We start from the raw sequence: 22,767 nt of genomic DNA, 5'->3' as shown, positions 1-22,767 counted from the left end.
AATCTCTTCAATGCGATAGACGGCCCTTTTCCCCAGCCCGCCACGTTCCTGTTGCCCAACACATGCTTTTGACGCAACACGGCCTAGAATAGCGCTGTCAGCGAATCCAGATCGCAAGCCCAAGATCGAGTTCATGCCCGTCCGCCAATTGCCAGAACAGGTCGTCAACCGCATCGCCGCCGGCGAGGTGGTCGAACGTCCCGCGAGCGTGGTCAAGGAACTGGTCGAAAACGCCATCGATGCCGGCGCGAGCCGGATCGACGTCTTCACCGATGGCGGCGGGCGCCGGCGGATCGGCATCACCGACGACGGCGGCGGCATGACCGCCAAGGACCTGTCGCTGGCGGTCGAGCGTCACGCCACCTCCAAACTCGACGACGAGGACCTGCTGCAGATCCGCACGCTTGGATTCCGCGGCGAGGCGCTGCCCTCGATCGGCTCGGTCGCGCGGCTCTCCATCACCACGCGGCATGCCGGCGAGCCGCACGCCTGGGCGCTCAATGTCGAGGGCGGCGAGAAATCCGGGATCATGCCAGCCGCGCTCGCGCACGGCACGCGGGTCGAGGTCAACGACCTCTTCTACGCGACGCCGGCGCGGCTGAAGTTTTTGAAGACCGACCGCACCGAGGCGGAAGCGATCCGCGAGGTGGTGCGGCGGCTCGCGATGGCGCGGCCCGAAATCGCCTTCACGCTGGCGGGCGAAGAGCGCGCGCCGGTGACCTGGGCTGCGGCGCTGCCCGGCGTCGCCGGTCGACTGACCCGCCTCGGCGACATCCTGGGGGCGGAGTTCCGCAGCCATGCCATCGAGGTCCATGCCGAGCGCGAGGGCGTCGTGGTCGCCGGCTATGCCGCGGCGCCCGCGCTGACCAAAGCCAACGCGCTCGGGCAATATCTTTTCGTCAACGGCCGCCCGGTGCGCGACAAGCTGATCCTCGGCGCGGTGCGCGGGGCCTATGCCGATTATCTGCCGCGCGACCGCCATCCGGTGCTGGCGCTGTTCGTCACGCTCGATCCGCGCGAGGTCGACGCCAACGTCCATCCGGCCAAAACCGAGGTCCGGTTTCGCAACGCAGGCCTCGTGCGCGCGCTGATCGTGCACGGATTGAAGGAAGGGCTCGCGCGGGAGGGCCGGCGTACGGCCGCCAACGGCGGCGAAAGCGCACTGTCTTCGTTCCGCCCCGCATTCACGCCGCGCCCGGCAAGCTGGGACTGGCGCCAGTCGCCATCCGCCTCGATGCCGTCTTTCGACGGTGCCGCGGCGCCCTCCTTCGCCGAGCGCGCGCAGGCCGCATTCGACGTCGGCGCGCCGAGCGCAGACGTGCGGATCGAGAGCCAGCCCGTCGGCGACCTGGTCGACCGTCCGCTCGGCGCGGCACGCACCCAGATCCACGAGACCTATATCGTCTCGCAGACCCGCGACGGGTTGATCATTGTCGACCAGCACGCCGCGCATGAACGCATCGTCTACGAGCGGCTGAAGGCTTCGCTGGCTGCCAATGGCGTGCAGCGGCAGATCCTGCTGATCCCCGAGATCGTCGAGATGGACGAGGCCACGGTAGAGCGCCTGCTCGAGCGCAGCGAAGAGCTGACGTCGTTTGGCCTTGCGATCGAATCCTTCGGCCCCGGCGCGGTCGCGGTGCGCGAGACGCCGTCACTGCTCGGCAAGACCAACGCGGGCGGGCTGTTGCGCGATCTTTCCGAGCACATGGCCGAGTGGGACGAGGCGCTGCCGCTCGAGCGCCGCCTGATGCACGTCGCCGCAACCATGGCCTGCCACGGCTCGGTGCGCGCCGGCCGAAGGCTGCGGCCGGAGGAGATGAACGCCCTGCTCCGCGAGATGGAGGACACCCCGAACTCCGGCCAGTGCAACCACGGCCGCCCGACCTATGTCGAGCTGAAGCTGTCGGATGTGGAGAAGCTGTTCGGGCGGCGGTGAGTTCGTAGGCTACGGCGCCTTCAGAAACACGAACTCCGTGTCGTCATACGCCCGCCGCTCCAATTCCTCGAAGCCTTCGGGCGTGATGAATTGCGCCGTCTTCGCCTCCTCCACCACGAGCAGCGCGCCTGGCGTGAGCCAGCCGCCATCACGCAGGCTCGCGAGCGCCTTCTCCGCAAAACCGTTGCCGTAGGGCGGATCGAGGAATACCAGCGAGAACGGCTCGACCGGATGTGCAGGCCCGAGATCGGTCGCATCGCGGCGATAGACCTTGGTGACGCCACCCAAGCCCAGCGACTCGACATTGTTGCGGAGCAGGGCGCGCGCTTCCGCGCCGTTGTCGACGAACAGCGTGAACTTCGCGCCGCGTGACGTCGCTTCGATGCCGAGCGCGCCGGTGCCGGCGAAGAGATCGAGCACGCGCGCGTCCGAAATCGGATCGTCATAGGCGTGCACGAGGATGTTGAACACGGACTCGCGCAGGCGGTCCGCCGTGGGGCGGATGTCGCGCGAGGACGGTGAGGCCAAATTGCGCCCCTTCAATCGACCGCCGACGACGCGCAACGTCAGTCCTCCTTCGGCGCCAGATCGCGCTTGCCGTGATAGCCGCGCTTGGGACGGCGCGGCGGGCCGTAGCCACTGGCCTCGGACTCATTGCGCTCGCGCGCCTCCTCGCTGCCGGTGCGCTGCACCAGCACGCGGCGGCCCTTGCGGTCGCTGATCACGCCGCGCTTGCTGGCGGGCTTCTTCTCGCGCGGCGCGTCGTCTCCCTCACGCGCGGCAGATTTCTGCGGCACGTCGAACTGGGCACCCGACTTCTCGATGATCTTGTCGCCGAGCTGGTCGCGCAGCACGCGGGACTTGATCTCCTCGACCTGGCCTTCGGGAACCTCGCCGAGCTGGAACGGGCCGTAGGACACGCGGATCAGACGGTTCACCTCGAGCCCGAGATGGGCGCAGACATTGCGCACTTCGCGATTCTTGCCTTCGCGGATCGCGAAAACCAGCCACACATTGGCGCCCTGGTCACGCTCCAGCGTGGCATCGATCGGACCGTATTTGACGCCCTCGACCTCGATGCCGTTCTTCAGCTCGTCGAGCTGCGCCTGCGTGACGTCCCCGTGGGCGCGGACGCGATAGCGGCGCAGCCAGCCGGTGTCCGGCAGCTCGAGCGTGCGCGCGAGCCCACCATCATTGGTGAGCAGCAGCAGGCCCTCGGTGTTGAAGTCGAGCCGGCCGATCGAAATCAGCCGCGGCAGGCCTTCGGGCAGATTGTCGAACACGGTCGGACGCCCCTCGGGGTCGTCATGCGTGGTCATCAGCCCGCGCGGCTTGTGATAGAGGAACAGCCGCGTGCGCTCGCGCTCCGGCATCGGCTTGCCGTCGATGGTGACGACATCGTTCGAGGTGATGTCGAGCGCCGGCGAATTGATGACACGGCCGTTGACGGCGACGCGACCCTGCGTGACCATCTCCTCGGCATCGCGGCGCGAGGCGAGACCCGCACGCGACAACACCTTGGCGATACGCTCACCGGCTTTCTTCGGCTTGGGCTCTTCTTCCCGGCGCGGCCGGCGGTCGAAATCACGATCGCGCTCGCGATAAGCGCCGCGACCGCCGAAGGCGGGACGCTTCTCGAAGATCCGGCTGTCGTCCTCGTTTTCACGCCGCGGACGATCGCTGTCGCTGCGCGGATGCTCGTGCCAGTCGGAGCGCTCGCGCGGACGATCGAATTTTGGGCGGTCGCCGCCGCGCCCACCACGCTCACCATCGCTGTCACGACGGGGCCGATCGAACTTGGGACGATCATCGCGGGGACGATCGAATTTGGGACGCTCACGGAACGGACGATCACCCGATGGACGATCGTCGCGCGAACGCGAAAAGCGTGGACGGTCTTCGCCGCCGCCTTGCCGATCGTCGCGCTTCTGCCAGGGCTTGTCCTGACCGCGGTCGCTGCCGCCAAAATCCTTGCGCGGGCCCTTGCTGAAGTCCTTGCGCGGCGGCCGGTCCCCACGGGGAGCCGCATCGCGCTTCTGCCAAGGCTTTGAATCGCTGCGCTCGCCACGGCCCGGTGCGCCGCGCGAAAACTTCCGCTCGCCGTCGAACTTGCGTTCCGGACGGTCGCCGCGCGGTGCGTAAGGTCGCTTGTCGCCAAATTTCGTGTCACCGGTCCGGCCGGCCAGACGGGAATCGTCGCGATCCCTGCGCGGCGGACGGTCATCACGCCCATAGGACGGGCGATCACCGCGCGGCTTGAACGGCCGCTTCTCGCCATCGCGCGAGGGGCGATCAGAAAATGGGCGGTCGCCACGAGGCTTGAACGGGCGCTTCTCGCCGTCGCGCGACGGGCGATCGGAAAACGGACGGTCTTCACGCGGCTTGAAGGGACGGTCGCCACGCGGCTTGAAGCTGCGCTCGCCCCGATCCTCGCCGCGCGGCCGGTCTTCGCGCTTGAACTTCGGGCGGTCGCTGAAATCGCGGCGCGGCGCATCACCGTCTTCGCGGCGGCGGACCGGTCGGCTGTCACTGTCGCCGCGGGGCGGGCGGCTGTCGCTCTTGCCCTCAAATCCGCGCTTGGCGAACTTCTTCTCGGGGCCCCGAGCCTTGCCGGAACGGCCGCCCTTGGCCGGGCCACGGTCGCGCCGGCCGCGGGAATCATTGTCTTTGTCGCTGTCGCGAGGCATGAATAATCTCACTCAGGGGGGTGGCCAGAAAGCATTGTGCGCGCTCGTTTCGAGCCGCATGCTCAGGCAAATTCGGTAAGCACTTCTGCTGAAGGCGCAGCTACTAGCAGGTTTCTCGGGATGATACGAGGCTTGAAAGCCCCCTCTTTCATGGATTTGGCGCTCAGAACGGCTGAAAACGCCGGAAAGTCGGGCGAAGTTCCGATCGGATGCGTCGTGGTCCGCAACTTCGAGGTCATCGCCACCGCGGCGAACCGGACCCTGACCGACTACGACCCTACGGCTCATGCCGAGATCATCGCGCTCCGCGAAGCCGCCAAAAAGATCGGCAGCGAGCGCCTGGTCGACTGCGACCTCTACGTGACGCTGGAGCCCTGCACCATGTGTGCGGGCGCGATCTCCTTTGCAAGGGTGAGGCGGCTCTATTACGGCGCCGCCGATCCCAAGGGCGGCGCGGTCGAGTCCGGCGTGAGGTTCTTCACCTCGCCGACCTGCCATCACGTCCCGGATGTCTATTCCGGGGTCGGCGAAAGCGAGTCGGCGCGGCTGCTCAAGGACTTCTTCCAGGAGCGGCGCTAACCCGCCGCAAAGAACTCGCGCAGCGCCTTGGCTGTGACATCAGGGTTCTCCTCGGTGAGGAAGTGTCCCGAATCCACCGGCATGCCGACGACATTCGTCGCCCATTGCTTCCAGATGCCGAGCGGGGTGGCGGCGGCTTGCGCAATACCGGCATCGCCCCACAGCGCCAGCATCGGAATGGTGATCTTCTTGCCGGCCTCGAAGTCCGCCTTGTCGAGATCGTAATCGAAATAGGCGCCGGCGCGGTAATCCTCGCACATCGCGTGGACGCGGGCGGGATCGCGGAACGGGGCGATGTAGTGTTCGAGCGCGCGCTCGTCGATGGCGTCGAGCGTCTTCGACCTGGTCTGGCTCGCCATCTTGAAACGCAGGAAGAACTCGCCATTGCTCGAGATCAGCGTTTCCGGCAACGGTGCGGGCTGCGCCAGAAAAGTCCAGTGATAGATCTTCAGCGCATAGGCACGGTTCATCCGCTCCCAGTAATTATAGGTCGGCAGGATATCGAGCACGGCGAGGCGCGACAGCCGGCCGGGATGATCGAGCGCAAGGCGATAGGAGACGCGACCGCCGCGATCGTGGCCGGCGAGCGCGAAGTGCACGTGGCCGAGGCTCTCCATCGCCTCGACCATGGCCTTGGCCATCGCGCGCTTGCTGTAGGGCATGTGCAGCGCATCGCTCTCGGGCATGTCGGACCAGCCATAGCCGGGCAGATCGGCGATGATCAGCGTGAACTGGTCGCTAAGCTGCGGCGCGACGCGGTGCCACATCACGTTGGTCTCGGAGAAGCCGTGCAGCAGCAACAGCGGCGGTCCCTTGCCGCCGACGCGGGCGAAGATGCGGCCGAAGGAGGTGTTGATCCATTCGGAGGCGAAGCCGGGATAGAGGTCGGCGAGATCGGACATCTTCTGCATCCTTATCTGGTCAGCTGGATCTGCTCAGTCTTGAAGTGCCCAAGACTTGGGAGGCCCCAAAACAAAAATCTCGAAAACAACCCCATGCACAGTAGCTAAGTTCAACACCTGCCTGCACAATTTTGGAGTGCCGACGGGCGCGGCCGGACATTGCGCGCGCGTGCGAAAAACCGCTGTCAGGCCTTGGCCTTCTCGGCTTCCACCGCCTGCCAGCCGATGTCGCGGCGGCAGAAGCCTTCCGGCCAGTTGATGCGGTCGACGGCCTGATAGGCGCGGCCTTGCGCTTCCGTCACGGTCTTGCCGAGCGCGCAGACATTGAGCACGCGGCCGCCATTGGCGAGGATGGCGCCGTCCTTCTCGACCGTCCCGGCGTGGAAGATCTCGGCGGTCTCGACCTTCGCGGCGTCATCGAGCCCCTCGATCCGCGTGCCCTTCTGATAGTCGCCGGGATATCCCTTCGCCGCCATCACCACTGTGAGCGCGGAATCCGGATGCCAGCGCAGATCAAAATGCTTCAGCTGCCCGTCGCAGGACGCCAGGAACGCCGGCACGATGTCCGACATCATCCGCAGCATCAGCACCTGGCACTCGGGATCGCCGAAGCGGACGTTGAACTCGAACAGTTTCGGGCCCTGCGTCGTCAGCATGATCCCGGCATAGAGGATGCCGCGGAACGGCGTGCCGCGCTGCTTCATGCCGCCGACCGTCGGCAGAATGATCTTGGCCATGATCGCGTCGTGGATCGCAGGCGTGACCAGCGGCGTCGGCGAATAGGCGCCCATGCCGCCGGTGTTCGGGCCGACGTCGTGGTCGAACACGCGCTTGTGGTCCTGCGCGGACGCCAGCGGAATGGCGGTCTCGCCGTCGCACAGCGCGAAGAAGCTGATCTCGCGGCCCGGCAAAAACTCCTCGATCACGACCTCAGCGCCAGCCTCGCCGAAGGCGCCCTCGAACATCATGGCGATGGCGTCCTCGGCCTCGCGCACGGTCTTGGCGACGACGACGCCCTTGCCGGCGGCAAGGCCGTCGGCCTTGACCACGATCGGCGCGCCCTGGCTCTGGACATAGGCACGCGCATCGCTGGCGTTGGTAAAGCGCTTGTAGGCGCCGGTCGGAATGCCGAATTCGGTGCAGAGCGCCTTGGTAAAGCCCTTGGAGCTTTCGAGCTGGGCGGGGATCTTGTCCGGTCCGAATGCCTTGATGCCGGCGGCGGTGAGGTCATCGACGATCCCGGCCGCCAGCGGCGTCTCCGGGCCGACCACCACGAGCTCGACCGCATTGGTCTTGCAGAAGGCGATCACGGCGGCATGGTCGGCGACGTCGAGCGCCACGCATTCCGCCTCGCGCGCGATCCCGGCATTGCCCGGCGCGCACCAGAATTTGGTCACCAGGGGAGAGGCTGCGATCTTCCACGCCAGGGCATGTTCGCGGCCGCCGGAACCAAGCAGGAGAATGTGCATCGAGGGCTCGAAAAGGAGAGGTTTGCTGGACGCGAGGTCGCATGAATCGGGGTGGGGCTCAAGGGGGGGTGACCTCCCATTCCCCGTCAGGACGCGCTATTGCGCGCACAGCCGGCTAGGTTTGTGAACTGTGGGGGATGCGGTCAAGAATTCCGGCCGTCTTGCCCTGCCCTTCCGTAATCATGTCGTGCCACCGTTTGCATGTGTCGTGCAGCTTGTCTCCGCGCGTCTTGAAGTACTGGAAGCGATGCTCTTCAAAGAATTCGCCCATCGCGCTATCGGTGTCCGTCAAAAACTCGTGCCACACGACGTACGGCTTGCCGCCAGCCATGAGCCAGTGACCATGGGCTATCAGATTGCGGTCGTGTGCGAGCTTGGTGAATGATTCTCTGAGTGCATCGAACTTCTGCCCTGCAGCTTCCTCAATGACAGAAAGAAGTTCGTCGAAGTTATCCGCAGCTGGTACACGCGCGCGCTTCACCCGATCTTTCACCTCAGTCGTGCCGGCTAGGTCCCAAGCAATCTCAACCATTTTCTGTTCGACACGTCCGAACACAATGATGCAATCCGCGATGCTGAGCTTAACCCAATCGGGCATCACGGCCTCTAGGACGGTGCCCTCCGGCATCTGCTGATAGACGATGCTCACGTTGAACTCCTCCGTTTAGTCGGTTGTCGAAGTGAAATTAATTGCACGGGCAGCTGGCCGTATCCGCAATGCTTTCGGCGAATCGGGGGTTGTAAAATTCGGTGTATGGGCGCGCGATTCGCCGCGGTGATGGTTCTTGATGATGATTTGCGGTGATCGCATTACGTTTTGTATCGGTGTTATCCCGGTGTTTTACAGCGGCGGTCGTTTCGACGTTCGTTTCACGTGAAAATTTATGTGAAACAGTTCTTCCTATCAAAGTACTGTAATTACTATCTAATTCCGAAATAAATGATATCGTATATTTGCCCGCGCGGTACACGCGACAAGCCAATTTCATCTTTCCCCGAAAGAATCTGCACCAAGCCCTTGTAGATTCCAACGGAACCCATTTACATTGCGGCTAACATCACCTGTTCGGATTTCCGATGCCTTCTGAGTTCGACCCAGCAATAGCCGCCATGGAGCGCCGCCGCGAGGAGGCGCTAGCGGGAGTTGCTGACCTGGAGCGGACCATCAACCACCTGTGCAAAGAGGCCGGCTACCCTCCCCGTTACAACGAGGCAACCGTCAGCAACGCCACCAAGGTCACGCAGATCAGCGACGACACCTTCTACGGCATGAAGCAGACGCCGGCGATGCGCGCGTACCTAGAGATGCGAAAGGCACAGGGCCTCGGTCCAGCCAACACCCGTGAGATCTACGACGCTCTTGTCCAGGGCGGCTATCAGTTCGAATCCAAGACGCCCGACATCGCCATGGTCGGCATGCGCGCCCTGCTGCGCACCCAGCCGCTTGTCTTCCACCGGCTGCCTCAAGGAACCTGGGGCCTGGCCGCATGGTACCCTGACGCGAAGAAGCCGAAGGAGGAGGCCAAAAAGAAAACGGCGCCGGCCAAGAAGGCCCGCGCCGCATCTAAACTTCGGAAGGCTCCGTCCCCTGGAAAGCGAAGGAGCAGTCCACAACACCCGAAGGGAGAGGAGGAGACTGATGTGGATCATCAGCCGGACATTACCGAATAGGTGACCTCGGTCACCCACCCCGTACTGCCCCCTTCCACAAGGGGTAAGAGCTGAAGCCCGTTCTCGAATCCAACCCGAGGCGGGCTTCAGTGCGTATATGGATAGTAATTACTGGGATTCCGGTCAACACCCCTTTGGGCGTAGCGCGACCATCGGCTATCGCAGCCCGTACTTGTACAGCAGCACGGCGACAGAGCCGATGGCCATCCCCCACGGCCCCCTGCTCCTCATGATGGCCATGAAGACGAGGAAGCTACCGTACCGAGTCCCGGCGGCGGCTATCAGCTCGGGTGCCCGAGCCAAGATCTGACTTAGTTCAGATTCAGGCCGAGTTTTATCGCCCGCCCGTTGGGGCAGTTTCACGTCCGCCATATCCCTGTCCTCACAATGAGGGTTCGAATGTTTGCCAAACAACCTAAGGCCGAATGGTTAATATCCCGAGACTCGAACACCCCTTTAAAACTAGGGCGGTTTGAATCGCGTTAACTTCTTCGGCCTCTCAGCGACTATGATAGCGCAAAGATGGGCATTTACTGTCACAAACGACAAGGGGCGGAACTTGCGTCCCGCCCCTTGCCTTTCTGATTGAATTACTTGCGATTTTAGTGAGGTTGAAAACCTAGGTCCATTCGTCGATCTCGTTCTGACGGTACAAGTTCACACATCCTCGGATTCCGACTCGCGTGATTACTGCACTGCCAGCAGAACCGAGCCGACTCTCTTTCAACATTAGGGGGTTGCGACTATGATACTAATGCCCCTCACTTCGCGGAGCCCAGCAACGCGCCAGCCCGTAGGATGGGTTGAGCGCTTGCGAAACCCATCGCACTTGTTTCGTGGTGACGTCGCGTCATGACCGCGTACCGCCGCAACTTCGTTCCGGGTGGGTGTTTCTTCTTCACCGTCAATCTGGCGGAGCGGAGGCAAGCGAGGTGGCATCAAGCACGCGTCGAAGCGTGGACAGTCCTCAGGCCGTTGTAGTCAACTTTCCTTCCTTGGCCTGCTGCGTGGACCCATCGGTTGGAAGCTGAGCTAAGCTCCAGACGCTTGCCAGCCGGCCTATCAGGGTTGCTTGGCGTTGAACTAAATGCTCTGGCGTCCAGCTGCCCGCCTGTAAGACACCTTGTGTCAATGGAAACGGCGAGGCTCCGTCCTTGGATACGAAGTACTCTTTCTTTTTTCGGCCGAAGTCCCAGTTCGAAGCGCGGGTGTTGATGCGGCGGGTTAAGAACACAAGATTGGCAAGCCGGTGCGTCCATTCAGCGCGTTGGGCCTCTTCAGGGAAAAGGGTCGCCCATTCACTGCTATCCGATACGGTCTGCGGCAACACATGTTCGATGGAGACAAGCTCATCATAGCTTGCCCCGCCGCTAGACAGGGCTTCGTCGAGTCGCTGTAACACGGGTTTGCAAACACGTGCCTTTTGATAAAGCGGCCCACTTAGTGCATCCAAGAATTCCTGTTGCTCGGCAGCAGTTAAAGCAATGCCCGCTTTTGGCTTCTCCTTGCCTGAACGAGGGTCGAATTCGTCCATAACCCCGGAGTATCGCGCAATGCGCGTGTTAATATCCGCTCGCGTCACAAAGAGATAATAAGCGAGGCGTTCGATCTCAACCAGAAATGCGGCAACGCTTGTTTGATCGTCCTTTTTGCGCTTCCAGAGTCGAAGCAGAACTGGCGGCATCCAGTCCTTGTTATCGATTCGTTCCAGAGAGCGAACGGCCTTTGCGGCTTCGTCTCCGAATTGCTTTTTCACGCCAGGAGACTCGCCCACAAGGAGCATTGCGTCAGCGATCGGCTCTAGCGTATCCGACACAAATCTTTCTGCGTTCTCATTGAAGGTTTGAACGAACTTCGGAAAGCCAACTTCAAGCGCGATGCGGGGCTTGTCTCTCTCGAACATTGTTCGAATGTGGCCAAACAGTTCGACCATGCGATCTCTACCGAGTGCAAGCTCGGCGGTTTCCCATCGCTCGGCCAAGTCCTTCTCGTTCGAGCCCGCGCGCTCCAGAAGATTGGCCTTTAAAATATCAGTGGCGGTGAGGTCCAACCCGCGGGCGTTGAGCACAGTGAAGATGCGTCTCGCGGCTTCGGGCGTCGGGACAGCGACGACGACGAGGTAGCAACGCTGAATTAAGTAAGCAATCAGTTTGTTGCGCCGATCTTCGTCGAGTTTTGAGAGTTCGGATCGGAGATGAATTGCATTGCGAGCTATGTTTTGTTGGCTACCTTCGAGGAGGTCCGGATCGGGAAGGGAGTTTGTTGCATCCGGATTCTGGATGTACTTCTGAAAGAATGCGCGGTCACGCTGGCGAAGCAACAAGCGAAACCGCTCGGCTGCGCCGCTATCTGGATTGGCTTTCTGATAGACATAAACGCGCCGCGTTCCTCTCACTTCCTGATCGGTCGTCAGGTCCCGCAATATACTCAAGATGATGGTCAAAGTGGTAAGTCGCTGTTGACCGTCGACAACGCGCGACAGCGGCTTGTGTGGCTCTTTGATAAGCACGATGCTGCCGAGAAAATAAACGTCGTCGCCGTTGTCCATGGCTTCTATGAAGTCCGTGAGAAGTTCTTGAGCTTGTTGCTCTTCCCACGCATACGGACGCTGATAGGACGGAATTTCGAATTCGTAATCGTCACTGAAGATTTGATTGAGTCTGCTTTCGTGAGCTTCAATTAAACTAAGCTGTTGCGTCATTTTTGTTCCCAAAACCCCTGGTAGCCAGTACGGATCGAAGCTACTGTAACGGTCATTCGGAAGCCAGATGGAAATTGGTCGATAATCGGCGCTACACCTGCTTCCCCGCAATGATCTCCTGCAGCGTCGCGACGTGCCGCGCGAAGGCGCCACGACCCGCCGCGGTGGCAGTGACCGTGGTCTGCGGCTTCTTGCCGACGAAGGCTTTTTCCACCGAAACGTAACCCGCCTTGGCCAGCGTCTCGATATGCGCACCGAGATTGCCGTCGGTCGCGCCGGTGAGCTTTTTCAGCCGGGAAAACTCCAATCCTGCGGCGGCCGGCAGCGCGTTGAGAGCCGCCATGATCTTCAGCCGCAACGGCTGGTGAATGATATCGTCGAGCTCGGCCATCAGATCCGCCGCATCCAGAGGCCGCCGAGGATCAGGCCTCCGCCATTGACGAAGGCCATCCAGAGCGGAAACGCCTCGCCGATATAGAAGAAGCCGATCAGCGTCAGCGCGGCAATTCCAAGACCGATCGCAATGAAGGCATAGCCGAACCAGAGACCCGCCAGCGCGTAGAACAGCATGAAGTAGAGCGGCCAGAACGTGCCCAGCTGGCGCGGACCGAAATGGCCGATCACGCTGGTGCAAAGATAACCGAAGGCAAAGAACAGCACGAACAGCAGAAGCAGTCTGATCTCGAAGCCGCGACCATGGGAGTGCCGCGGCGGATTGACCAGGCGGAGTGCAACCAGACCGACGACGCCGACAACATCCACGGCAACCCAGGCGTAGATCGCATAGACCGGCCAAAGCCAGGTCACGAGATTGCCCGCGAACACCAATATGCCCCACCAGACGACCGCGAGGCCCGCCAGCTCGTAGAGCTGCGATTGCTTCACGCGCTGGACGATATCGTCGATATCGGCCAGCGCCGCGGACGCCTCTTTGCTGTCGATCATGTCGTCCCTTTCTGTCCCTGGGCTCGTATGACGCTCGGTGACACCTGAGCGCGCGCCTCGTCCTTCGAGACGACCGCTACGCGGTCTCCTCAGGATGAGGCTTCGAGACGACCGCTTCCAGCGGTCTCCTCAGGATGAGGCTCAGCTGCACCAGGACCCGTTAAAGCGGCTGCCGCAAACTCCGCCCTCATCCTGAGGGCCCGACGCAGGCGGGCGTCTCGAAGGATGGCCACGGGGAAACCGCTCCTATCTACGATTGCCTTGCCATCAGCGGATCGCATCATGACTGCCCTGCCCCGCGCGTTGCCACATCCTCGGCGATGACCGAGATCGCCTTCGGATTGGTGACGATGCCCATGTGGTTGATGCCGTCGATGATCATGACCTCGACCGACGGCTTGATGGCCTGCACGGTCTCCGCATACTTATCCGAGATCATCATCTCGTCCTCGGCGCCGCCGAAGATCGTGATCGGATGCGTTACCGCCGGAAGATCGACGCGATAGCCGCGCGTCGCGAAATTGCGCGTCAGGCGGTCCGAATAGGTGGAGACGAGATACTTTGCCGAACTCGCCGGCACGGCGAGTGCGAGCACCGGAAGCTGCGCGCAGCAGTCGATGCCGAGCTTGCGCAGGGTGGCGAGCCCAAGAAAGCGCGGCAGATCGAAATTGGCCCAGCCGCCGGCACGCGGCTTGTTTGTCGGTGCGTCGTAGCCGAGATAGGGCGCGAGCAGCACGGTGCGCACGAACATGTCCTGCATGATCGGTGTCGCGGCGACGCGCAGGGAGAAGCCGGCACCGGCGGAATGGCCGATCAGGGTGAGCGGCAGCTCCGGTGCGGTCTTGCGGATTTGAGCGACGAAGTCGACGAGGTCGTCTTCGAGCTGGCCGACATAGCCGATGTCGCCGCGCGTGCCGGAGCCGCCATGGCCGCGGATGTCGAGCGCCCAGGTCTCCACCCCGCGCGAGGCGATCGCATGGGTCAGCGCATGATTGACGGTGCCGCTGGAGCCGGAAGAGCCGTGGATGAAGATCGCGCCACGGCCTGTCGCGGGGCCGCTGGCAACGTAGTGGCGGAAACCGATCCAGGTGCCGTCGCGGGCCTGAAAGCGTTCCAGGGCCGGCAGCGTGGACCAATCGATGCCCTTGGCGGAGTCGGAGACCGATCGCATCTCCGGCGGCCGCTCCAGCGGCGTTGCGATCATCGCGGTCAGGATCAGCGCGACACCGCCGACCGCACACAAGGCCCATTTCAGTCCGTTCAAACCGCCGCGTAGCAGTCGAATTGCCATGATCTACTCCCTTCAAACTGATAAAATATAGAGAACTCTATAATACAGAGTACTCTTTTGATCAATCCCCCGATGGCGCCGCGCGGCGAAAATCCTTAACGTCGGGTCTGACCCCAAAATGCCGAATCGTTTGCCGATGCCTTCAGCGGAACCCCTGCTCAACACCCCCGAATTCACCGTTTCCGAGCTCTCGCAGTCCCTGAAACGGACGGTGGAAGACACCTATGGCCATGTCCGGGTCCGCGGCGAGATCTCCGGCTTCCGCGGGCCGCATTCTTCCGGCCATTGCTATTTCGCGCTCAAGGACGAGAGCGCCAAGATCGAGGCGGTGATCTGGAAGGGCGTGCACGGGCGGATGCGCTTCAAGCCCCAGGAGGGACTCGAGGTCATCGCCACCGGGAAGCTGACCACCTATCCGGGCTCCTCGAAATACCAGATCGTGATCGAGGCGCTGGAGCCGGCCGGCATCGGCGCCCTGATGGCGCTGATGGAGGAGCGCAAGAGGAAGCTCGCCGCCGAAGGCCTGTTCGACGAAGCGCGAAAACAGCTGCTGCCCTGGCTGCCAGAGGTGATCGGCGTCGTGACCTCGCCGACCGGCGCCGTCATCCGCGACATCCTGCACCGACTGGAGGACCGCTTTCCCCGCCACGTGCTGGTGTGGCCGGTCAAGGTGCAGGGCGAAGGCTCGGCCGAGCAGGTCGCGGCCGCGATCCGCGGCTTCAACGCGATTGCCCCGGGCGGCAAGATTCCGCGGCCCGACGTGCTGATCGTCGCACGCGGCGGCGGCTCGCTGGAGGATCTCTGGTCGTTCAACGAGGAGATCGTGGTCCGCGCCGCGGCCGAGAGCATGATCCCGCTGATCTCGGCGGTGGGCCACGAGACCGACATCACGCTGATCGATTTCGTCGCCGACAAGCGCGCGCCGACGCCGACGGCGGCGGCCGAGATGGCGGTGCCGGTTCGCAGCGATCTCTTCGTCGAGGTCGCCGATCTCGGGCGCCGCACCCGCGCCTATTGGCAGCGCGCCCATGAGAGCCGCCGCAGCGAACTGCGTGCCGCCGCGCGCGCCCTGCCGGCGGCCGGCGACCTGTTGGCGATCCCGCGGCAGCGGCTGGATTCGGCAGGTGCGTCCCTGCCCCGCTGCCTCAAGGCCAACACGCATGCGCATTTCCGCCGGTTCACCGCCGCCGGCGCCAAGCTGACGCTGCGGGTGCTGCATGGTCAGATCGCGCAGGCCGATCATCGCCTCACCGTGTGCGGCGAGCGGCTCGGCCTGTCCACGCGCTCGCTGCTGCGGCGGCGGCGCGACCGCTTTGCCGGGCTGGAGGTGCGCTTGCGCGCCTCAAAGCTCTCCAACGCGCAGGCGCAACGCAACGCGATTGCGCGTCAGCGCGAACGCACGCATCGACTTGCCGAGCGCGCGGGCCGCGCGCTGGTCACGTTGTTGCAGAGGCTGGATGCCCGCGTCGAGAACAGCGGCAAGCTGCTCTCCGCTTTGTCCTATCGCGGCGTGCTCGCGCGCGGCTTTGCGCTGGTGCGCGATGAAGCCGGCCATCCGCTGCACTCGGCCGACAGCGTCGGGCCGAATGCGCGGATGGAGATCGAGTTTGCGGATGGCCGTGTGGCCGCGACGGCGGATGCGGATCGGCCTGCGCCCGCGGCGAAGCGCGCGCCAACGCAATCGAAGCCCGCCGCGCAGGACACCAAGCCCGCAGCGAAGCGCATGGGCAAGCCGGTGGATCAGGGTAATTTGTTCTAGAGGCGCGGCGCTGCTCCGCCCTCAGTGTCATTCCCCGCGCAGGCGGGGAATCCAGTACGCCGCAGCCTCTCGATGAGCCACTGACGTCTCGGAGTACTGGATCGCCCGGTCAAGCCGGGCGATGACAGCGAGTGTGCGTGCAAATGCAGCCCCATCCCCGTCATTGCGAGCGGAGCGAAGCAATCCAGAATCCCTCACCGGAAAGACGCTGGATTGCTTCGCTGCGCTCGCAATGACGGAGTGCCTACCTACCGGCAGGACAATCCCGCGTCGATCGTGGTCCAGAAGCCGCAATGTTCCGGCGCGAGTTGCGGCGCGCCGGCATGGGCTTCGAACAGGAAGACCGCGACGGTGAAGACAATCAGTGCGGAGGAGAACAGGACGAAGTGGTTGCGCATGGAAGATGCATTTATTCGACATCGTGGTCGAATGATGGCGTCGTCAAATGTTGAAACCGCATCGGCGCGCGTTCCGTAAAGTTACAGTCGGCCATCAAGTGCCGTGCAGGGCGGTGGTCGATGCGGGGCTGTCCGCGGTTGTTCCTTCGGGCGGCCCCGCTTCGCACTACCGCGCCAGCCATTCCGCGACCTCTTTCTGCGACTCCGCGCGCGCTACCGCATCGGTGCCGAGCTGACCGTGCTCGGGTGCGGCGGCGTCGGTGCTGCCGGCAGCTGCGTGCAGCGGCGTGTTGGCGCGGTCGAAATCGTGATAGGCGCCGGGATAGACCACGATGCGCGCGAGCGCGCTGCGCCCATGCGCGCCCTCGACCATCTGGCGGCAGGCCGGCGGCGACGACACGTCGTCATTGGCGCCGATCAGCACCAAAGTCGGCACCCGCGTGCTCCACCCCAAACCTGCGGAAATCCTGCAGTCCGGATAGAACGCGATCGCGGCGCGGAAATCGGGACCAGCGTCGCGCGCAGCACCCTGCGGACGCACGGCCCAGAGCAGCGCGCTGGCGCCATTCGCCCAACCCATCAGGCTGACGCGGTCGCGCACCACCCAGCTTTGCTTCATCAGCCAGGCGCGCGAAGCCGCGATGTCGGCAACGCGCTCACGCCGCGCCTTGACGTGCATCTCCTTGACGCGACATTGCGGCCCGAGCTCGCGCGAGCCGTAGCTGTCAGGGAGCAGCACGGCGTTGCCGGACTTGAGCAGACGCTCGGCCCAGTCGCGATAGCGCGACAGCACGGAATCGGAATGGCCGCCGAGCCCGCCGCAGCCGTGCAGCGCGATCACGGCCGGAAACGGCCCCGTGCCCTCAGGCTTGTAGAGCTGCGCATGCAGCACGCCCGACGCCAGCGGAATCTCGACCTGCTGCGGCGCCGGCGACGCTTGCGCGGCCGATATCAGGAACGTCAGGAACAGGGCGGTTAACGGAAGGCGCATCGGACTCTGCCGTTGGATCCTTCGCTCAAGCACTATCACGCGGAAACGGCGCCAAAACATCACAAACCGGTGGGTTTACCGGGCGGACAAGCCACCCTATTTATGCTACATCCCGTCCGACACATCGTGCCCTCCAGGGTCTTCCACGGAGCGGCCTTCCACGGAGACTTTCGACCGTGCTGAACAAGTTCGGCCCCTCGGGCCATGGCGAAGCGCAGGTGCAGTATCTCGACGGCGATTTCCGCGTGATCTCGCCGGGGACCTTCGTGCGCTGCGCCATCACCGACACGCGCATCCCGCTCGACGAGTTGAAGTACTGGAGCGTGGACCTGCAGGAAGCCTACGCCACGCCCGCCGCCGTGCTCGAGCGACATTACCCCGGCGCGCCAAAGCCGCAATCGTGAGGCCGCGGGCGCGCTTCTAGTGCTGCTCCGTGCCATCCGCGCCCACGCAAGTCTTGATGAAGCTCTTCCTGATCTCGCCGACGATTTTCTGGTCGATCGCCTGCTTCAGGCAATCGACCCGCGCCTGCGCCATGCAGAGCTGCATCTGGTCGCGCTTGTCCTGCCCCTTCGTATTTTGCGTCGAGCTGAGGCACGTCACGCGCTTGGTCGCGGGAACCGGAACCGTGGCGGTTTGAGCGGCCGGTGGCGCCGTTTGTGCAAGCACGGGCACAATGATCAGACACACAAGGCCGGCGGCGACGGCGGCGGACGACAACTTCATCGAATTCTCCTGAACGTCTGAAAACGATAGGAGCTTGCGATGAATGGCGCCTGAATGGCAGGCTGCTGTCGGATGGGCAAAGCGCAGCTGCCCTGCCGGCGTAGCACGACAGGTGCAGCTTATCGCGAGGTATGAGAATGGTCCGCATCGGCGTCGCGACGGTGTTCGCGCGCGCCTGAAGTGCGCGTCTCACAGCAAATGATCTCCGTCGTGCCAATCCGCGTTGCATCGAATAGTGCTTGCACTCCGTGGTTAGTTATTTCGCGTTGTGGTTGGATTCTTTGTTGCGGTCGGCATTCTCAGGTTGTTTGACGAAGTCTTGGTGAAACAGAGCGCTGCTATAGTGAGACCTTAGGTAATTAGCCCTGCTCTTTTATCGCACAGACAATCAAGTCAACCAAACGGCCATTGAGCTTTGGAATTGGCGCAGTCTGTGAACGGGCTCATATCGAAGAGCCATCTGACGGGCTACGATCACCTCGAAAATCGCGGTGGAATATCTGTAAATCGAAAGTCAAACGACGGGGCTGATCATGCCCACCATACTAGACCTGCTCTATCGTGAATATTGCCGCGCCCGCCTCGCCGAAATGCGGAAACAGCTTCTGATCGCAGCTGAACGCTCTGAAGCTCTCGAAGCGCATCATCATCCGCATCAGGGTGACGATGAGAGGACGGACGCGCAACGCAAGACCGGTCGCGGCGCGCCGAATTGAAGCGGCCCCGAGATCGGCGATCTCTCCCGTGTAGCAGTGACCAAGCAATTGGCAACAGTTGGGAGGCAGCAATGAATACAGCCGAGTACTATACCGTCATGGTGGCCTGCGTCTCGTGCCTGACCATTATCGGATTGATGGCCGTTGGGGCGTGGTGAGCATGATTGACAGCTGAACCGCGATCGCAGGCCGTACCGAGGCGCTGGCAAGCACGTTCGGTCGGACCTATGGCGCCGGATGCAGCACGCGCCGTTCAGCATGGTCCGTCAATGGACGCTGGAAGGACTTCGCTTCGCCTCGATTTGCAGACATGATTCTTGCTGTGAGGTGAGCGTTGCCGCCGCTTCGTTCGACTGCGGCGGCTTCGCTTTAGATCCAGATGTCAGCTTCCAGGCGGTGACGGCTCTCATGCGAGGCTACATCAACTCCCGAACGTGCGGAAGAGAATTCATCAGCCGCGACATGTCGCCCCTGTCAGTTGTCGCATCACGCCGGGTGAGCTGTTTTTCCATCACACCGTGGCGTCCACAATCCACTAAGGCGAGAGCGACGTGCAATCTGATCTTTCTCCGAGTCACTTTGCTTCCGGTCGTTCGGGGCGGCATGGATACGGGGCGCGTCTTCGCCTTCGCTCTTTGGGCTAGGGCGGAGTCGCTTTGGCCACCCTACAGAATCATCGCCTGCCGAACCGCCGCTCGCGCGCCTTGTAGAGATGATTGCTGATCAGCTGCCGGAGCGCGGCCGGATCATCGAACTCGAGCTGGACGGCGAAAGGCACGATGCCATCGGGCACGCCTTCGCGGCCGTGCAGGCGTGCGAGATCCTTTTCCGTCGTCACCAGGATTTGCTGCTCGCGCTGTGCCTCCGCGGCGAGGGCTGCGATCTCATCGTTTGAAAACATGTGATGATCGGCGAAGGCGCGCGTGCGCGCGACCTCGATACCGCCAGCGCGTAACGTGCGGAAGAATCGTTCGGGATCGCCGATGCCGGCGAACGCAAACACCGGCTTGCCCAACAGTCTTGCGACCGACCCGGCATCCGGCTTCAGCCGCGCGCGCAGCTCCGGCTTGTTGCGCTTGGCCAGCTCGGCCGCGACATCGTTGGCGGCGCGGCCACCGCCGATCAGCACCAGCGCATCGGTGCGCGCGAGCTGCGCCTTCAGCGGTGCGCGCAGGGGCCCGGCCGGAAATACCTTGCCGTTGCCGAGGCCGCGTTCGCTGTCGATCACGATCAGCGAGGTGTCCTTCAAGACACGCGGGTTCTGGAAACCGTCGTCCATCAGGATCACGGTGGCGCCTTGCGACTTCGCCAGCACGACGCCATCAAGGCGATCGCGCGCGACTGCAACAGGGACGTCGCGCACCATCATCAGCGGCTCGTCGCCGATGTCGGAAGCGGTGTGACGCATCCGGTCGACCATCACCGGGCCCGTCAGGCGTCCGCCATAGCCGCGGCTGAGCACTACCGGCGTCTCGCCAAGCTCGCGCAAGAGCTTCGTCAGCGCCAGCACGGTCGGCGTCTTGCCGGCGCCGCCGACATGGTAGTTGCCGACGCAGATTACGGGGATGCCGGCGTCCACGCCCTCGCGCAGCATCCGCCGTTCGGTGATCGCGCCGTAGAGCACGCCCAGCGGCGATAATACGCGCGACTCGAGGGAACGTGGCCGGTACCAGAAGGCCGGCTCACGCATTGGCGGCTCCCATCTCGATCCGCAACTGCAACAGATAGGGCTCGAGCGCGGTCATGGTGCGGTTGAGCGCGCCGCCGAGATCCTCGACTACGCCGGCGCCCGACCGATGCATCTTGTCGCGCACGGTGGGATCGGCGAGCAACTGCCCGAGTTGCTTGATCAGCAGTTCCTGCGTCTCGGCCTGGCGCGCGCCGCCGCTGCGATCGAGCGCCTCGTAGACATCGGCGAAATTGAAGACGTGCGGACCGTGGACGATGGCCGCGCCGAGCTTGATCGCCTCGATCGGATTCTGGCCGCCATGACGGATCAGCGATCCGCCCATGAACACGATCGGCGAGAGGCGGTAGAACAGACCGAGTTCGCCCATGGTGTCGGCGACATAGACGTCGGTAGTCGCAGTCGGCAGCTCGTCGCGCGAGCGCAGGGCCGGCTTCAGGCCGGACGCCGTGATCAGGCCCGCGATCGAGGAGCCGCGATCCGGATGGCGCGGCACGATCACGGTCAGAAGCTGCGGGAAGAAACCGGCGAGGCTGCGATGGGCCGCCACCAGCATCTCCTCCTCGCCCGGATGGGTCGAGGCGGCGACGATGACCGGACGCCCGCGCGTCATCGTCATCAGCCGTTCGAGCTTGGCGGGATCGGCCGGCGGCGCCGGCACGTCGAGCTTGAGATTGCCCGTGGTGAGCACGTCGCGGCCGCCGAGCGTCGAAAAGCGCTCGGCATCGGTCTTGGACTGCGCCAGACAAATGTCGAACCGCGACAGCAGCGCCGAGATGGTGCCGTGCATGCGGCGCCAGCGCGGGAAGGAGCGCGGCGACATCCGCCCGTTGATCAGCACCATCGGCACGCGTCGCGCAGCGCCCGCCAGGATCAGGTTCGGCCACAAATCCGATTCGATGAACAGCGCCAGCGACGGCTTCCAATGGTCGAGGAAGCGCGCGACATAACGCGGGGAATCATACGGCACGTATTGATGGATGACGTCGGGCGGAAAGCGTTTTGCCGCCACCGCGGCCGAGGTGACGGTGCCGGAGGTGAGCAGAATGCGCAAATTGAGATCGCGCAAGCGCTCGATCAGCGCGGCAGCGGCCAGCACCTCGCCGACGCTGGCGCCGTGAATCCAGACCAGCGGACCGTGCGGCCGCACGTCCCGGGACAGGCCCCGCCGCTCGCCGACCCGCGCGGGATCTTCCTTGCCCTGTTTCAGGCGCCGCTTGATCAGCGCAGGCGCGAGCGGCACCAGGCCGCGAGCCAGCCGCCGATACATCCGCAGCGTCATCGGCAGCGAGCCGGGCAGCGATTTAGGCATCTGCAGGTCCCGGGCGGCCGAGTTGCGCATAGGCGCGCCGGGTCGCCTCGTTCAAGGTCTCTTCCAGCTCGAGCCGCAGCGCTTCCATGGTGGCGGCGTCCGCATCCGGCGGAACGTGGATTTCCTTGATGCCGACCAATGCGCCCCGCCCGAACGGCAGGTTGATGGTGGTGCGGTCCCAGTTCTCGAGCCGGACGAAGCGGCTGGTCGCCATCGCAAAAGGCATGATCGGCCGCCCCGATTCCCGTGCGAGCATGATGATGCCGAGCCCGGCCACGCGCGAGCGTTTGGGGACATCGGCGGTCAGCGCGACATTACAACCGTCCTGGAGCGTCCGCACCATTTCCTTGAAGGCCCCGACCCCGCCCTTGCGGTGAAATGCGCCGCCATGGTCGCCGGACCCGCGGATGGTGCCGATGCCGAGCCGCTCGGCGGCAATCGCGTTGAACTCGCCGTCGCGGTGACGGGAGATCAGGACCCTGGCCTTGTACGAATCCTTGTTCTTGATGAAGGGGGTGAGGAAATGCTGGCCGTGCCAAAACGCGAAGATCGCCGGGATCTGCGGCTCGACGCGGTCATAGACGTCAGGCGGATCGAACGTGAATGTGTTGGTCCGCCAGACCAGACGCAGATATTCGGCCGCCAGGATTCCCACGGCACGCTGAACGAAGCTGCTCCGCAGCGTATTGCGAAGCAGCTTTTTCAACGCGCCGGTTCTTGATTCGGGTCGAGCAGCCTGTGGAGATGGACGATGAAATAGCGCATCTGCGCGTTGTCGACCGTGCTCTGCGCCTTGGCTCGCCAGGCCGCGTGGGCCGTCGCATAATTCGGATAGAGACCGACGACCTCGACCTCGTCGAGGTTCTTGAAGGTGTTGTGCTCGAGATCGACGAGCTCGCCGCCGACGACGAGGTGGAGCAGTTGTTGCGGGGCACTATCTGGCATCGGTTCTGTTCCTAACGGGCTGCCCGGCAAAGCAGTGTTCGACAAGCACGAG

The 22,767-nt window shown here is 63.5% G+C and carries 22 protein-coding genes; 6 read left to right on the top strand and 16 right to left on the bottom strand.

Annotated features, from left to right (window positions below; translation table 11 throughout):
• The first annotated feature begins 133 nt into the window (after nt 1-133).
• On the top strand, nt 134-1,936 hold the full coding sequence (gene mutL, locus ABIB06_RS23095) for a DNA mismatch repair endonuclease MutL (protein WP_354052417.1): 1,803 nt from the start codon (nt 134-136) through the stop codon (nt 1,934-1,936).
• A 9-nt stretch (nt 1,937-1,945) separates the two neighbouring features.
• Here the strand turns inward: mutL and rsmD are convergent, their stop codons facing one another.
• Together rsmD and ABIB06_RS23085 are read right to left on the bottom strand one after the other, a co-directional pair.
• A complete protein-coding gene (gene rsmD, locus ABIB06_RS23090) occupies nt 1,946-2,500 on the bottom strand; it encodes a 16S rRNA (guanine(966)-N(2))-methyltransferase RsmD (protein WP_354052418.1) in 555 nt (184 codons plus the stop codon).
• 2 nt (nt 2,501-2,502) lie between these two features.
• Nucleotides 2,503-4,623 carry a pseudouridine synthase gene (locus ABIB06_RS23085; RefSeq protein WP_354052420.1) on the bottom strand — a complete coding sequence of 707 codons (2,121 nt, stop codon included), beginning with the start codon at nt 4,621-4,623 and terminating at the stop codon, nt 2,503-2,505.
• 120 nt (nt 4,624-4,743) lie between these two features.
• Between ABIB06_RS23085 and ABIB06_RS23080 the strand changes: the two genes are divergently transcribed.
• Nucleotides 4,744-5,202, top strand: a complete 459-nt coding sequence (locus ABIB06_RS23080; protein ID WP_354052421.1) for a nucleoside deaminase — start codon at nt 4,744-4,746, stop codon at nt 5,200-5,202.
• Here the strand turns inward: ABIB06_RS23080 and ABIB06_RS23075 are convergent.
• From ABIB06_RS23075 to ABIB06_RS23065, 3 genes are all read right to left on the bottom strand, one after another.
• Nucleotides 5,199-6,104: an alpha/beta fold hydrolase gene (locus tag ABIB06_RS23075; RefSeq protein ID WP_354052423.1), complete on the bottom strand. Its 906-nt coding sequence runs from the start codon at nt 6,102-6,104 to the stop codon at nt 5,199-5,201. The two genes, ABIB06_RS23080 and ABIB06_RS23075, sit on opposite strands and share 4 nt — an antisense overlap.
• A 185-nt stretch (nt 6,105-6,289) precedes the next feature.
• Nucleotides 6,290-7,573, bottom strand: a complete 1,284-nt coding sequence (purD, locus tag ABIB06_RS23070; protein ID WP_354052425.1) for a phosphoribosylamine--glycine ligase — start codon at nt 7,571-7,573, stop codon at nt 6,290-6,292.
• A gap of 115 nt (nt 7,574-7,688) precedes the next feature.
• Nucleotides 7,689-8,222 (bottom strand): hypothetical protein, encoded by a 534-nt coding sequence (locus ABIB06_RS23065; protein ID WP_354052427.1) that lies wholly within the window; start codon nt 8,220-8,222, stop codon nt 7,689-7,691.
• Between the two features lie 428 nt (nt 8,223-8,650).
• Here ABIB06_RS23065 and ABIB06_RS23060 point away from each other — a divergent pair, with 428 nt between their 5' ends.
• Nucleotides 8,651-9,244 (top strand): hypothetical protein, encoded by a 594-nt coding sequence (locus ABIB06_RS23060; protein WP_354052429.1) that lies wholly within the window; start codon nt 8,651-8,653, stop codon nt 9,242-9,244.
• 967 nt (nt 9,245-10,211) lie between these two features.
• Here the strand turns inward: ABIB06_RS23060 and ABIB06_RS23055 are convergent.
• The 4 genes from ABIB06_RS23055 to ABIB06_RS23040 all read right to left on the bottom strand — a co-directional run bounded on the left by ABIB06_RS23055 (nt 10,212) and on the right by ABIB06_RS23040 (nt 14,181).
• Nucleotides 10,212-11,945, bottom strand: a complete 1,734-nt coding sequence (locus tag ABIB06_RS23055; RefSeq protein ID WP_354052430.1) for a DUF262 domain-containing protein — start codon at nt 11,943-11,945, stop codon at nt 10,212-10,214.
• Between the two features lie 91 nt (nt 11,946-12,036).
• On the bottom strand, nt 12,037-12,336 hold the full coding sequence (locus ABIB06_RS23050) for a winged helix-turn-helix domain-containing protein (protein WP_354052432.1): 300 nt from the start codon (nt 12,334-12,336) through the stop codon (nt 12,037-12,039).
• Complete coding sequence (locus ABIB06_RS23045) at nt 12,336-12,890, bottom strand: hypothetical protein (protein WP_354052434.1); 555 nt, start codon at nt 12,888-12,890, stop codon at nt 12,336-12,338. Before ABIB06_RS23045 ends, ABIB06_RS23050 begins: the two co-directional genes overlap by 1 nt.
• Nucleotides 12,891-13,170: 280 nt before the next feature.
• A complete protein-coding gene (locus ABIB06_RS23040; protein WP_354052436.1) occupies nt 13,171-14,181 on the bottom strand; it encodes an alpha/beta hydrolase in 1,011 nt (336 codons plus the stop codon).
• A gap of 136 nt (nt 14,182-14,317) precedes the next feature.
• Here ABIB06_RS23040 and xseA point away from each other — a divergent pair, with 136 nt between their 5' ends.
• Nucleotides 14,318-15,940, top strand: a complete 1,623-nt coding sequence (gene xseA, locus ABIB06_RS23035) for an exodeoxyribonuclease VII large subunit (RefSeq protein WP_354052437.1) — start codon at nt 14,318-14,320, stop codon at nt 15,938-15,940.
• A gap of 248 nt (nt 15,941-16,188) precedes the next feature.
• On the opposite strand, the gene ABIB06_RS23030 is transcribed toward xseA, so the two are convergent.
• Both ABIB06_RS23030 and ABIB06_RS23025 read right to left on the bottom strand, forming a co-directional pair.
• Entirely contained in the window at nt 16,189-16,338 is a 150-nt protein-coding gene (locus ABIB06_RS23030) for a hypothetical protein (RefSeq protein WP_247343573.1), read from the bottom strand.
• A 166-nt stretch (nt 16,339-16,504) separates the two neighbouring features.
• A complete protein-coding gene (locus ABIB06_RS23025; protein ID WP_354052439.1) occupies nt 16,505-17,329 on the bottom strand; it encodes a dienelactone hydrolase family protein in 825 nt (274 codons plus the stop codon).
• A gap of 176 nt (nt 17,330-17,505) precedes the next feature.
• On the opposite strand from ABIB06_RS23025, the gene ABIB06_RS23020 reads away from it, so the two are divergent.
• Nucleotides 17,506-17,733 (top strand): DUF2093 domain-containing protein, encoded by a 228-nt coding sequence (locus ABIB06_RS23020; protein ID WP_247343579.1) that lies wholly within the window; start codon nt 17,506-17,508, stop codon nt 17,731-17,733.
• Between the two features lie 16 nt (nt 17,734-17,749).
• On the opposite strand, the gene ABIB06_RS23015 is transcribed toward ABIB06_RS23020, so the two are convergent.
• The gene (locus tag ABIB06_RS23015; RefSeq protein WP_354052442.1) at nt 17,750-18,055 is read right to left on the bottom strand and encodes a hypothetical protein; all 306 of its coding nucleotides are present in this window, start codon (nt 18,053-18,055) and stop codon (nt 17,750-17,752) included.
• A gap of 533 nt (nt 18,056-18,588) precedes the next feature.
• Here ABIB06_RS23015 and ABIB06_RS23010 point away from each other — a divergent pair.
• Nucleotides 18,589-18,771, top strand: coding sequence for a hypothetical protein (locus tag ABIB06_RS23010; RefSeq protein WP_354069247.1), 183 nt, complete (start codon nt 18,589-18,591; stop codon nt 18,769-18,771).
• A 673-nt stretch (nt 18,772-19,444) separates the two neighbouring features.
• Here ABIB06_RS23010 and lpxK read toward each other — a convergent pair.
• Genes lpxK through ABIB06_RS22990 form a run of 4 tightly spaced genes read right to left on the bottom strand, consistent with a single transcriptional unit; the run spans nt 19,445 to nt 22,715 of the window.
• Nucleotides 19,445-20,461 carry a tetraacyldisaccharide 4'-kinase gene (lpxK, locus tag ABIB06_RS23005; protein WP_354052444.1) on the bottom strand — a complete coding sequence of 339 codons (1,017 nt, stop codon included), beginning with the start codon at nt 20,459-20,461 and terminating at the stop codon, nt 19,445-19,447.
• Entirely contained in the window at nt 20,454-21,800 is a 1,347-nt protein-coding gene (locus ABIB06_RS23000) for a 3-deoxy-D-manno-octulosonic acid transferase (RefSeq protein ID WP_354052446.1), read from the bottom strand. The genes lpxK and ABIB06_RS23000 overlap by 8 nt, the downstream gene beginning before the upstream one ends.
• Nucleotides 21,763-22,476 carry a lysophospholipid acyltransferase family protein gene (locus ABIB06_RS22995; protein ID WP_354052448.1) on the bottom strand — a complete coding sequence of 238 codons (714 nt, stop codon included), beginning with the start codon at nt 22,474-22,476 and terminating at the stop codon, nt 21,763-21,765. The genes ABIB06_RS23000 and ABIB06_RS22995 overlap by 38 nt, the downstream gene beginning before the upstream one ends.
• Nucleotides 22,473-22,715, bottom strand: a complete 243-nt coding sequence (locus tag ABIB06_RS22990) for a DUF4170 domain-containing protein (RefSeq protein WP_247343592.1) — start codon at nt 22,713-22,715, stop codon at nt 22,473-22,475. The genes ABIB06_RS22995 and ABIB06_RS22990 overlap by 4 nt, the downstream gene beginning before the upstream one ends.
• Between the last annotated feature and the right edge of the window lie 52 nt (nt 22,716-22,767).

This window comes from Bradyrhizobium sp. LB8.2 (assembly GCF_040548035.1).
Classification (GTDB): domain Bacteria; phylum Pseudomonadota; class Alphaproteobacteria; order Rhizobiales; family Xanthobacteraceae; genus Bradyrhizobium.
This window is presented reverse-complemented; position numbering and strand designations above follow the sequence as displayed.

What these genes read in the sequence shown, in the direction of transcription:
- mutL (WP_354052417.1), top strand. Translation starts at nt 134, where the DNA reads ATGCCCGTCCGCCAATTGCCAGAACAGGTCGTCAACCGCATCGCCGCC.
- ABIB06_RS23085 (WP_354052420.1), bottom strand. Translation starts at nt 4,623, where the DNA reads ATGCCTCGCGACAGCGACAAAGACAATGATTCCCGCGGCCGGCGCGAC.
- ABIB06_RS23080 (WP_354052421.1), top strand. Translation starts at nt 4,744, where the DNA reads ATGATACGAGGCTTGAAAGCCCCCTCTTTCATGGATTTGGCGCTCAGA.
- ABIB06_RS23075 (WP_354052423.1), bottom strand. Translation starts at nt 6,104, where the DNA reads ATGTCCGATCTCGCCGACCTCTATCCCGGCTTCGCCTCCGAATGGATC.
- purD (WP_354052425.1), bottom strand. Translation starts at nt 7,573, where the DNA reads ATGCACATTCTCCTGCTTGGTTCCGGCGGCCGCGAACATGCCCTGGCG.
- ABIB06_RS23060 (WP_354052429.1), top strand. Translation starts at nt 8,651, where the DNA reads ATGCCTTCTGAGTTCGACCCAGCAATAGCCGCCATGGAGCGCCGCCGC.
- ABIB06_RS23055 (WP_354052430.1), bottom strand. Translation starts at nt 11,945, where the DNA reads ATGACGCAACAGCTTAGTTTAATTGAAGCTCACGAAAGCAGACTCAAT.
- ABIB06_RS23050 (WP_354052432.1), bottom strand. Translation starts at nt 12,336, where the DNA reads ATGGCCGAGCTCGACGATATCATTCACCAGCCGTTGCGGCTGAAGATC.
- ABIB06_RS23045 (WP_354052434.1), bottom strand. Translation starts at nt 12,890, where the DNA reads ATGATCGACAGCAAAGAGGCGTCCGCGGCGCTGGCCGATATCGACGAT.
- ABIB06_RS23040 (WP_354052436.1), bottom strand. Translation starts at nt 14,181, where the DNA reads ATGGCAATTCGACTGCTACGCGGCGGTTTGAACGGACTGAAATGGGCC.
- xseA (WP_354052437.1), top strand. Translation starts at nt 14,318, where the DNA reads ATGCCTTCAGCGGAACCCCTGCTCAACACCCCCGAATTCACCGTTTCC.
- ABIB06_RS23030 (WP_247343573.1), bottom strand. Translation starts at nt 16,338, where the DNA reads ATGCGCAACCACTTCGTCCTGTTCTCCTCCGCACTGATTGTCTTCACC.
- ABIB06_RS23025 (WP_354052439.1), bottom strand. Translation starts at nt 17,329, where the DNA reads ATGCGCCTTCCGTTAACCGCCCTGTTCCTGACGTTCCTGATATCGGCC.
- ABIB06_RS23015 (WP_354052442.1), bottom strand. Translation starts at nt 18,055, where the DNA reads ATGAAGTTGTCGTCCGCCGCCGTCGCCGCCGGCCTTGTGTGTCTGATC.
- ABIB06_RS23010 (WP_354069247.1), top strand. Translation starts at nt 18,589, where the DNA reads ATGCCCACCATACTAGACCTGCTCTATCGTGAATATTGCCGCGCCCGC.
- lpxK (WP_354052444.1), bottom strand. Translation starts at nt 20,461, where the DNA reads ATGCGTGAGCCGGCCTTCTGGTACCGGCCACGTTCCCTCGAGTCGCGC.
- ABIB06_RS23000 (WP_354052446.1), bottom strand. Translation starts at nt 21,800, where the DNA reads ATGCGCAACTCGGCCGCCCGGGACCTGCAGATGCCTAAATCGCTGCCC.
- ABIB06_RS22990 (WP_247343592.1), bottom strand. Translation starts at nt 22,715, where the DNA reads ATGCCAGATAGTGCCCCGCAACAACTGCTCCACCTCGTCGTCGGCGGC.